The organism is Alkalimarinus coralli (assembly GCF_023650515.1).
GTDB lineage: Bacteria > Pseudomonadota > Gammaproteobacteria > Pseudomonadales > Oleiphilaceae > Alkalimarinus > Alkalimarinus coralli.
In genome coordinates this window covers 1,080,861-1,092,351 of record NZ_CP096016.1, presented here as the reverse complement: position 1 = coordinate 1,092,351, position 11,491 = coordinate 1,080,861, and the positions used below count along the sequence as shown (strand labels likewise).

Annotated in this window: 9 protein-coding genes; all 9 read right to left on the bottom strand. The window is 46.5% G+C overall.

From position 1 onward, the window contains the following. Window positions 1-23: 23 nt before the first annotated feature. Window positions 24-2,333, bottom strand: coding sequence for a chemotaxis protein CheA (locus tag MY523_RS04840; protein ID WP_250657678.1), 2,310 nt, complete (start codon window positions 2,331-2,333; stop codon window positions 24-26). An 11-nt stretch (window positions 2,334-2,344) separates the two neighbouring features. Beyond that, window positions 2,345-3,133: a protein phosphatase CheZ gene (locus MY523_RS04835; RefSeq protein WP_250657677.1), complete on the bottom strand. Its 789-nt coding sequence runs from the start codon at window positions 3,131-3,133 to the stop codon at window positions 2,345-2,347. Window positions 3,134-3,147: 14 nt separating this feature from the next. Further along, window positions 3,148-3,534 (bottom strand): chemotaxis response regulator CheY, encoded by a 387-nt coding sequence (gene cheY, locus MY523_RS04830; protein ID WP_250657676.1) that lies wholly within the window; start codon window positions 3,532-3,534, stop codon window positions 3,148-3,150. Window positions 3,535-3,709: 175 nt separating this feature from the next. After that, entirely contained in the window at window positions 3,710-4,441 is a 732-nt protein-coding gene (locus MY523_RS04825) for an RNA polymerase sigma factor FliA (protein WP_250657675.1), read from the bottom strand. 11 nt (window positions 4,442-4,452) lie between these two features. Beyond that, the gene (locus MY523_RS04820) at window positions 4,453-5,265 is read right to left on the bottom strand and encodes a MinD/ParA family protein (protein WP_250657674.1); all 813 of its coding nucleotides are present in this window, start codon (window positions 5,263-5,265) and stop codon (window positions 4,453-4,455) included. Window positions 5,266-5,738: 473 nt separating this feature from the next. Next, complete coding sequence (gene flhF / locus MY523_RS04815) at window positions 5,739-7,085, bottom strand: flagellar biosynthesis GTPase FlhF (RefSeq protein WP_250657673.1); 1,347 nt, start codon at window positions 7,083-7,085, stop codon at window positions 5,739-5,741. Window positions 7,086-7,192: 107 nt separating this feature from the next. After that, on the bottom strand, window positions 7,193-9,364 hold the full coding sequence (flhA, locus tag MY523_RS04810; protein ID WP_250657672.1) for a flagellar biosynthesis protein FlhA: 2,172 nt from the start codon (window positions 9,362-9,364) through the stop codon (window positions 7,193-7,195). Between the two features lie 172 nt (window positions 9,365-9,536). After that, complete coding sequence (flhB, locus tag MY523_RS04805) at window positions 9,537-10,670, bottom strand: flagellar biosynthesis protein FlhB (RefSeq protein WP_250657671.1); 1,134 nt, start codon at window positions 10,668-10,670, stop codon at window positions 9,537-9,539. A 1-nt stretch (window position 10,671) separates the two neighbouring features. Further along, window positions 10,672-11,460, bottom strand: coding sequence for a flagellar biosynthetic protein FliR (gene fliR, locus MY523_RS04800; protein WP_250657670.1), 789 nt, complete (start codon window positions 11,458-11,460; stop codon window positions 10,672-10,674). Window positions 11,461-11,491 lie beyond the last annotated feature (31 nt).

The window sequence follows — 11,491 nt, the reverse complement described above, 5'->3', positions numbered from 1 at the left end:
AGAGCACTCACAACGGCTGGATGTTATGCATAACGCTGTAGCAAACTAGGGATATCAAGAATCAGTGCTATTCGGCCATCACCCGTTATCGTCGCACCGGACATTCCGGGTGTACCGTGCAGCATTCGCCCTAGCGGTTTAATAACCACCTCTTCCTGGCCGACAAGCTGATCAACGACAAAACCGACTCGTTTGGTCCCTACTGAGACAATCACCACATGGGCTGAATCACTTTCAGACTCATCTGGAATATTATCAACCAGCCAGCGCTTAATATGAAAAAGCGGGTATACATTGTCTCTGACCACTACACATTCCTGGCCGTCGACAATATTAGTACTCGATAGGTCAAGGTGAAAAATCTCTACCACGCTTACCAGAGGGAACGCGAACGACTGATCGTCGAGCAGTACCATTAACGTCGGCATAATCGCCAGTGTCAAAGGTACCTTGATAATAATGTGAGAACCTTTACCTTTTTCTGAATCGATCGATATCGTGCCATTGAGCTGCGTGATTTTGGTCTTAACCACATCCATGCCGACGCCTCGTCCAGAGACATCAGAGATTTCGGTTTTTGTTGAAAAGCCAGGTGCAAAAATAAGATTGAAGCACTCGGTATCGGTCAGTCTTTCAGCCGCATCCTCGTCGTATAAGCCTTTTTCAACCGCTTTTCTGCGAAGGACGTCCGGATCCATTCCCGCGCCGTCATCTTCAATCGACAGCAGAATATGATCACCTTCTTGTTCTGCGGCTAAAATAACACGTCCTGTTCTTGGTTTACCGCTCGCCTCTCTTACATCCGGTAATTCAACACCATGATCCACAGCATTTCTTACCAAGTGGACAAGAGGGTCAGAAAGTGCTTCAACCAGGTTTTTATCCAAGTCAGTATCTTCACCACGCAAAACAAGGTTAACTTCTTTTTTAAGATTGCGAGCCAAGTCCCTTACGACTCTTGGGAATCTTCCAAATACCTTTTTGATTGGCTGCATACGGGTTTGCATCACTGCAGACTGCAGGTCACCCGTCACGACATCAAGGTTCGATACCGCCTTTTGCATTGACTCGTTTTCACTCTCATCACCTAGGCGCTTCAAGCGATTTCTAACCAATACCAGCTCTCCAACCATATTCATAATGTCATCAAGACGCTTGGTATCAACCCGAACGGTGGTTTCGGTAGCAATTGACTGCTCTTTGCCAACCGCCTTTTTAGCTGCGGGCGAGGCCGGTGCAGAGGTCTTTGGTGCCGATACAGGCTCAGGTTTAGGTTTAGGTTGAGGCTCAGGTTTAGGTTGGGGTTTTGCCGCCGGCGGAGGTGTTGGCGTACTGGCCGCAGGCGAAACAGCGCCGCCACCTTCTGTTGGCCCCTTTCCTTTACCATGAAGATCATCAAGGAGTTTATCAAACTCACTGTCATCAATTAGGTCAGAGTCACCCGCTGCAGCTGTTTCGGGAGAGGGAGAGAGAGAGGGTGACACTGAACCGCCACCCGCAACTTCGCCTGTAAACTGGCCTTTTCCGTGCAGGTCATCCAGCAGTTTTTCAAATTCGTCGTCAGTAATTTCGCCTGAATCAGGCTCTTGAGGTTTTTCGGCTTTTTCTATGCTGCCATGCTTACCTGCTCCATGCAGGTCATCCAACAGTTTTTCAAATTCATCATCAGTGATTTCATCGTCAGAGCCACCTGTTGATGGAGCCTCATCAAACAACTCAACATTGTCACTGGAAGAAGCAGTTGAGGCTTGTGTAGATTCCGCAGCCGTAGTGCCTTCAGGCGCATCGAGTGCACTTAAAAGTTGTTCGAACTCATCGTCGGTAATGTCGCCCTTCTCTTCAGCGTCATCTTCAGTCTGCACAGAGCTTTGCTCAACGGGGGGTTCGTTCATGTCGGGAGCTGTCTCTGTGGCTGGAGCCTCAGATGCTCGCTCGCCTTCAGTTTCAGGAACGGCAAGCCTTGCCAGCGCTTGAATCAAAGCGGGGTCTGCGGGAACCAGCTCTTCCCGATTTCTGCACTGTTCGAACATTTCATTAACGGCATCTAACGCCTGCAGTACCACGTCCATCAATTCGGCAGTAACTGTACGCTTACCATTTCGAAGAATATCGAAGACGTTCTCTGCCACATGGCAGCACTCAACTAACGCATCAAGCTGTAGAAAACCAGCTCCGCCCTTCACCGTGTGGAACCCACGAAATATCGCGTTAAGCAAATCCGTATCATCCGGATTCTGCTCCAAATCCACCAGTTGTTCTGACAGAAGCTCGAGAATTTCACCTGACTCGACTAAAAAGTCCTGGAGAATCTCTTCATCCGCTTCAAACCCCATGCAAGCACTCCTCAAAAACCTAGACTGGAGAGTAAATCATCCACATCATCCTGACTCGAAACCACATCGACACGTTCTTCCGCGTTCATCTGAGGCCCCTCACCACGTTCAATATTCTTTTCTTTTTCTTGTTCTAATCCTTCGTGAACGGTACCTGTAATCTGATCTACCTTACCGGCCATAGCCACTAGGCTTACTAGGTTTTCCTCCACCTCCTGCACCAACCCTGTCACTCTCTTAATGACTTGACCGGTGAGATCCTGAAAATCTTGTGCTAACAATATGTCGGACAAATTACGATAAACTTTATCCGATTGATTGCTTAATTTATCAAGAAACAAGTCCATACGTTTATAAAGCTGACGAAACTCTTCAGGCTTCATCTCTCTGCGACGTAGTTTTGCCCAATCACCTTTTAGAATATCTGCTTCTTCCTTCATTTCCGAAGCAATAGGCATACTCTCTTCTACAAGGTCTAAGGTCTTATTTGCAGCCTTATTGGTCATGTCGACAACATAAGACAAGCGATCAGTCGCATCATCAATTTTGGAAAGCTCTTCCTGACCCGCCCCTCTTGCCGTATCAATATGAAAATTTCTAATTGATTCGTGTAAGGTTCGCGTTAACCGCCCAACTTCCTGGTAAAGACTTTGATCTCGGGTGGCATTTAAGTCTGAGATTACTTTCAACGCTTCTGAAATGTTACCGGAATCAACCAAATCTTTGAGATCAGCGGCCTGGTTTTTAAGCTGCGTTTCAAATCCTGCCATATCCTGCGAGTTTTCTTCTTTATTTGTCATGCACTAACCTGCGCTCAAGAATCGATACGCTCAAAGATTTTATCAATTTTTTCTTTCAGCACCGCCGCAGTAAACGGCTTTACAACATAACCATTTACACCCGCCTGAGCTGCAGCAACAATCTGATCCCGCTTCGCTTCAGCAGTAACCATCAGTACGGGTAAACCTTTCAGATTATCATCAGCTCTTACTGCCTTAAGCAGTTCGATACCCGTCATGCCAGGCATATTCCAATCTGTCACGAGAAAGTCATATTTACCTGTCTGAAGCATTGGCAATGCAGTATTCCCGTCATCCGCTTCATCAGCGTTTGTAAAGCCCAGATCTCTTAACAGGTTTTTTATAATTCTCCTCATAGTCGAAAAATCATCAACTACCAGGATTTTCATATTTTTATCCAAGTCGACCTCCAAAATGCCGAAGCTGGAACCCTTAACAAGCCAGAACTCGATTCAGGCTCATGGTATGAATGTAAGTCTAGCTTGAGTTCGACGGGTATCCAGTTTTTTTTAATGTTAAGCAAAATAACTGCTATCATTTTTCTAAAAAATTCAAGCAGCTATAAGCATGTCAATTTTAGTGCCACTCTATTAACCTAGATCTTAAGCGCAATGCTGCCTGACTGTGTATTTGGCTAACTCGTGATTCACTCACTGAAAGCACCGCCCCAATCTCTTTAAGGTTTAGCTCTTCATCATAGTAGAGCGATAGCACTAATCGTTCTCGTTCGGGTAGTGAGGCTATTGCTTGCACCAACCCCTCTTTAAACGCGTCATCTTGCAATTCTGAATAAGGCGTTTCAGAGGATGCAGCCAACTGATCAACAGCCCCCTCTCCCCCTTCCAGAATTTCTTCAAAGCTAAATAGCTTTCCACTGGCACTATCCTTAATACAGGCATAATACTCGTCTAAGTCCATGTCGAGCTCTGCCGCTACCTCATGATCTTTTGCATCACGACCTTCACGGTCTTCAACCGCTTTGATCGCTTCAGATATCTTACGGGTATTTCTGTGAACAGACCGGGGAACCCAGTCTCCTTTGCGAATTTCGTCCATCATGGCACCACGAATTCGAATCCCGGCGTAGGTTTCGAACGATGCCCCTTTTGATGGCTCATATTTTTTAGAGGCTTCTAACAGCCCCATCATACCGGACTGGATCAGGTCATCCACCTGCACGCTTGCCGGAAGCCTTGCCATCAGATGATAAGCGATACGCTTCACCAGTGGCGCGTGCTGCCGAACCAGACTATCAGCCCGTTCAATATTCGAATCACTATACATCATTTGGCCGTGTACCAATGCCATAAATTAATAATTTACGCCTGCACCAAACGCTCAACAAAAAACTCCAAGTGCCCTCTCGGTGACGAAGGCAAAGGCCAGCTATCCGCTTTTTGCGCTAACGACTTATAGGCTAGTGAAGCTTTTGCACGAGGGTAAGCATCCAATACAGCCCGCTGACGTTGAACTGATTTTTTAACTGCCTCATCGAATGGAATGCTACCAACGTATTGAAGGGCAACATCAAGAAAACGATCTGTTACTTTAACGAGTTTTGAATAAAGGTGACGGCCTTCCTGCTGTGTTTTGACCATATTAGCCAACACTCTAAAGCGATGAATTCCGTAATCTCTGTTTAGTAATTTAATAAGCGCATAGGAGTCGGTAATTGAAGTCGGTTCATCAACCACCACCACAACGATTTCCTGTGCGGCCCTCAAAAAGCTAACCACACTGTCAGATATACCTGCGGCTGTATCCACAACCAATACATCCAAATCGCCTGAGATTTCGCTAAACGCATTAATCAAGCCAGCATGCTCCAAGGGGCTTAAGGAGACCATTTTTTGAGTCCCGGATGAAGCTGGGACAACTTTAATTCCCCCAGGGCCTTCGACCATCACATCTCGCAAGCCACACTCACCTGAAAGAACATCTGCTAAATTTCTGTTCGAAGTAATTCCCAAGAGAACATCAATATTTGCCAACCCCAAGTCCGCATCAAGCACCACGACTCTTCGCCCCATAGAGGAGAGCGCCAAAGCTAGGTTAATCGATACATTACTTTTGCCAATACCGCCTTTACCGCCTGTAACAGCAATAACCTGGACTGGATTTGAATTACTCATACAGGTGTTTATCCCCTATTACTGCAATTTGCTCTATTTCTACAATCTCATTTATTACTACGATCTTAGTGGCACTTACCTAAAACATAATGACTCTGTACTGTCATTCCCGCGCAGGCGGGAATCCATTTGGAACGGAGTCTATAACCCTATGGATCCCCGCGTTCGCGAGGATGACAAGCTTAAGTCAGTGCCATTCACTACGATCTCATTTATTACGACTATCTTATTGCTCTTAACGGAAAAGGCATGCTTCGGCTGAAACTATTCAGTTCTTTGTGCCGCAGCGTTATTTAACGCTTAACCGCTTTAGCTGAAATAAACTACTTTTATTGTTATCACAAACGAAGCGATATATGTTTTCTCAATCGGCCAATTCGATCAAAAAACAGACATTTTATTCACTTAGATAGCTATAAAACAACTAAACTTTTCATCAGTTTAGCAGAGGATACTGTTTTATGTTCTTAATTTCAGGCTGTGTTGCCAAAATACATTGAAGTTAGCTCATTGGCGCGCCCGGTATTATGTATCCGGCCTTGCGTATTAGACAATAACTCTGCTTCAAATTTTTCCTGCTCTTTAAATAACGTAATCGCTTTGCTAACAATGATATGCGCTTTTGCCAAATGAATATCATCGGGTATTTTTTGCCCATCAGTCACATAAGCGACCGATAAACCGCTTAAGTAAAGGAAACTAATTACCTCACCCAGGCTAACAGCCTCGTCCAACTTAGTAACCAGGCACCCTGCCAATCCGACCATCTTATAATAATGGTAGGTGGATTTCATAATCTGGGTTTGTGTTATTGCCGACAGAACCAGATAACTTTGAATATCGAATTTTGAATTACGCAACTCATGCAGCTGCTCAGCCCAATCAGGGTCTTGGTGGTTAAGCCCGGCAGTATCGATAAGTACTAACTTCTTATCCTGTAGCGACTCCAGCACATCGTCCAGCGGGTTTTGTTCATCCACGACTCTAACAGGGATATTTAAAATACGACCAAAGACCATTAGCTGCTCATGCGCGGCTATTCTATATCGATCAGTGGTGATTAACGCAATTGAGTCAGCCCCATGCTCCAACACATACCGCGCAGCCATCTTGCCAATTGTTGTGGTCTTACCTGCACCTGTCTGTCCAACCAATGCATAAATGCCTCCCCGGTCAGTTAGCTCGGCATCTTCAACCGCCAACACATGGGATAACTCAGCCAGAACCCGATTCCAGGCTTGACTGATATCGGTTCCATTTTTTACCCCCGGCAACAGCGCATCGATTAAAGAGCGCTCAACCCCCATACGGCAAAGCCTGTCTGAAATATTATTCTTAACAATTGAACGATCAGCATCACTTTCGACTGGCGCTTCATTGCTGCTCTGAATTTGCTGATTAAGCAGCCCTTTAAGATGGCTTAACTCAGCCTTCATCTGCTCAAGTTCTGAGGGCGCTGCAGCTTCGCCTGCTTTTTCTGAAGTAATTGCTTGAACAGGCTGTACAGGTTCATCACTACCTGCGCGCCTATTTCTAACACCATTTATTTTTTCGCGCGCCCGCTCCATCTCTTCCTGTAATCGAACATGGCGCTCTGCTTGCATTCGGCCAACCTGAGTCGGTGAAGGGGCCTTATCTTGCCCTTCTATTGTCTCAACCTGACTCATTGCTAGCTGCTCATCATAGTCCAGTGCAGTTACTATCTCGACGCCACCACCCACTTTTTGGTTTGAAAGAATAACCGCATCTGCCCCCATCTCCTCACGAACCATGCGCAAGGCTTCTTGCATAGTTGCGGCAAAAAAACGTTTTACTTTCATGGCGTCTCTCCTAAATTCTTTCAGTTGTCCGCAATTATTCGGCGACAACACGATCGTCTGACATATTAATTGACGGCGCTTTTTGTTTTTGATGAAAACGCGTCAAATTACTGACCTACGGTTGCGACAATTGTTATTTGCTTATTATCAGGCACTTCCTGATAAGAGAGCACATGCAACCGCTCAATACCAAACCTTACAAACTTCGCTAGCACGGGCCTCAATGGCGCTGAAACCAGTAGTATTGGTGGCTTACCCATCACCTCCTGGCGCTGAGCGGCATCGTTCAATGACCGTTGTAATTTTTCTATCATTCTCGGTTCAAGAACGAGCCCTACATCATCCCCTGCGCCAACTTTCTGTGCTTGCTGTACAGACTTAAGCAATAGTTGTTCCAGTTCAGGGTCTAAGGTGATAACGGGGATTTCACTCTCCGCTCCACAGATATTTTGAATAATCAGTCTCTTAAGGGATTGCCGTGCAGCAGCGACTAACATCACCGGGTCCTGAGTTTTAGGTGTCACATTCACGACCGCCTCGGCAATACTTCTCATATCACGTATAGGCACGTTCTCTATCAACAGACTTTGCAGTATTTTCAATAGCAAGCTAACTGACAACGTTGACGGAACCAGCTCTTCTCCAAGCTTCGGAGAGGCTTTTGTCAGCTGCTCCAGCCACTGTTGAACCTCTTCATGCCCAATCAATTCGTGAGCATGTTTTTGTAGAATTTGATTAAGGTGAGTTGCGACAACCGTACTGGCGTCTACCACCGTATAACCCAGTGTCTGGGCATGATCTTTCTGGCTGGGCTCTATCCATACAGCATCCAAACCAAACGCAGGGTCTTTCCCCTCAATCCCCTCTAGTTTCCCGAATACCTGGCCCGGGTTAATGGCAAGCTCTCTATCAGGATGAATCTCCGCCTCAGCCAGATTAACGCCCATAAGGGTAATGCGGTATACGTTGGGCATTAAGTCGAGGTTGTCCCTGATATGGACCGACGGCATCAAAAAACCCAATTCCTGAGACAGTTTTTTCCTTACCCCCTTAATTCTTCCCAGCAACTGCCCCCCTTGGGATTTATCGACCAAGGGAATAAGGCGATAGCCGACTTCGAGCCCGACAACGTCAACCGTTAGAACATCATCCCAGCCCAGCTCTTTGGTTTCGCCCGAAGGTACCGGGGCCTGAGGTGAGCCGCCAGGTGCCGGAGAAGGTGCAGCGCCTGGAGCAACCGCCCCTGCGCCACCTGGCGCCCCCGCTCTAACCACACCTTCATCAACCTGACCTCTGTTCTTGCGATACCAAATATAGTAAGCGCCTGCTGCCGTCAAAACGCCCAACCCCAAAAACGCGAAATGAGGCATCCCTGGAATTGACCCCATAATAATCAAGATGAGAGAGGCAACCGCCATAGACCTTGGCGAAGAGAACATCTGGTCAAACATTTGGTGAGACATGTCTTGCGTGGTGCTGACACGCGTCACCATAATTGCTGCGGAAGTAGACAATAGCAACGATGGAATCTGCGCTACCAAGCCATCACCAATCGTTAGCAGCGAGTATTTCTGCATGGCATCGCTGAACTCAAGATCGTGCTGAACCATGCCTATGGATAAACCGCCAACAATATTGATAACCAAAATCAGCAGGCCTGCAATCGCATCACCTCGAACAAACTTACTGGCACCATCCATTGAGCCATAGAAGTCAGCTTCTTGAGCAATGCCTTCCCGACGCGCTTTTGCTTCGTCCTGCCCGATTAGGCCGGCATTTAGGTCGGCATCAATCGCCATTTGCTTGCCTGGCATTGCATCCAATGTGAAGCGGGCGCTTACCTCTGAAACCCGGCCCGCACCTTTTGTCACAACAGCAAAGTTAATAATCATCAGTATCGCAAATACCACCAGACCGACAGCGTAGTTACCGCCAATAACCACCTCTCCAAACGCCTCGATTACTTTACCCGCTGCATCGCCTCCTTCATGCCCCCAGAGCAACACCACGCGCGTAGAAGCAACATTAAGCGCCAGTCTTAATAGCGTTGCGACCAGCAATATTGTCGGGAAAATAGCAAAATCAACAGGGCGCATGGCATATACACACACCAGCAATACGACAATCGCCAACGCGATATTAAAGGTAAACAACAGATCCAGAAGGAAGGGGGGCATGGGCAGTACCATCATGCCCAAAATAACCAGTAGCAATACAGGAATACCCAGGTTTCCCTGAGTTAGGCTTTTAAGGTTCTGTACGCTGAAGGCTTGTTCCATACTTATTCCGGTCAGGATATAAAAACGATATGACGTTTTTTTGACTTAATTGAGTGAATACGTATGTCTATAGCAGGAACTGTACCTACTTTTTGATTTGGATTGTTTTAAGTAAAGAAAGGCGTGAAATTTACTTTAACACCGCACTGTTAAGCAGCTAACAATGCAACGTTTAATCGTGCTTCAGATCATCCGGTATTGGGAAATCAGGCATTTGTGGTTTTGGATTGGCGCCGCTGCGGTAACGCCGTAGCTGGAATATATACGCTAGAATCTGTGCAACCGCCACATAGAGCCCACTTGGAATTTCATCCCCCACCTCAGAGTTGTAGTATATTGATCGTGCTAAAGGCGGAGCCTGTACAATTTCAATTTTATGTTCGTTGGCTATCTCTCTGATTTTAAGCGCGATCTCATCACCACCTTTGGCAAGAACCACGGGAGCAGCCATCGTGTCGCCATCATATTTTAATGCGACAGAGAAATGGGTTGGGTTAGTGATAACGACATCCGCTTGTGGGACATCCTGCATCATTCTGCGCTGAGCCATTTCCATTTGTAGCTGTCGAATTTTTTGCTTAACTTCTGGTTTCCCTTCGGTATCTTTATATTCGTCCTTAACTTCCTGCTTTGTCATTTTCAGCTTTTTATTGTGGTCGTATAGCTGAAATGGCACATCAACGACCGCAATAACAACCATTGAGCACGCCAGCCAAAACACAATCCAGACTAAAATATCAAGCGCATGCCCCATAGCCGGGATAACAGATTCGGCACCCACTGCAAGTAGCTCTGCCGTATAAGCATTGAGCATCAACAGCGCAACCGTCACAACGACACCGACTTTTGCAATACTCTTAACCAGCTCTACCAGTGACTTTAAGGCAAACATTCGTTTAATGCCTTCAACCGGATTTAAACGACTAAATTTCGGGGCGAGCGCTTTTGTTGAAAATAACCAGCCACCCAGACCAACAGGGCCTAAAATAGAGGCAACCAACAATATTGTTAAAAAAGGAGCCATAGACCAGACCACTTCGGAAAAGCTATGTCCAAGAAACAGCCCCATCTGACCTATATCAAACAGTACTTCCCGAGGAAACGAGAAGCTATGTAGCATTACGCTTTTCAGCGCCATGCCTAGGTTTTCCCCGAACATTAATAATCCGACCGCACCGCTAATGAGAATGGCCATGGTATTAAGCTCTTTCGAGCGGGGGATTTGCCCCTCCTCCCGAGACTTTTGCAAGCGTTTGGCGGTGGGTTCCTCACTTTTGTCAGCGCTACTATCTTGACCTTCAGCCACTTTATACCCCTAACATCTGTCGGAGAAACTCAAAAACATCACCACTAAAGCGCTGAAATTGAGGCAAAAATCCTACAAAGCCAACCCAGATGATCAACATTCCGAATAGTTGTGAGATAGGAAACCCCAATGCAAATACGTTCATCTGAGGCGACGCTCGGGACATAATGCCAAACGATATGTTAACAACCAGCACCGATGTTATGACCGGTAATGAAACCAGCAATGCTGCCCCAAACATCCAGGATATCCGGTGTATCATCTCCCATAGAATCTCAGGGGTGAACCCATTAGCGGTAAACAAGCTACCCGCAATAGGCCAAACCCTAAAACTCTCCAAAAACAATTCAATCATCACCAGGTGGCCATTTGTAGCCAGAAACAACAACGTTACACAAATCAGGTACAGCTGTGATAAGACAGGCACCGACACACCATTCGTGGGGTCAACCATGGAGGCAAAACCGAGTCCCATCTGCATCGCAATGATTTGGCCCGCAACGACGAAAAGTTGTACAAAAAGCACGAACATAAAGCCCATTGTGCTGCCAATAAACATTTGTTGTATCAGCACGCCTATTGAAGACAACGACAACGGATCCACAATAGGGGGAACATCAATAAGCGGGGCAACCAGTATGGTGATCATCATCGCCAGGCCCAACCTGATTCTGGCTGGAACGAGCTGGGTTCCAATAATCGGAATGATCATAAAAAAGCTGGCAACCCTGAACAGCGGCCATAGATGCCCTGCTATCCAGTTGAAGATAACCTCTTCAGTGAACTCCACTCAGCCCCCTGATCCTATCCAGCCGGTACAC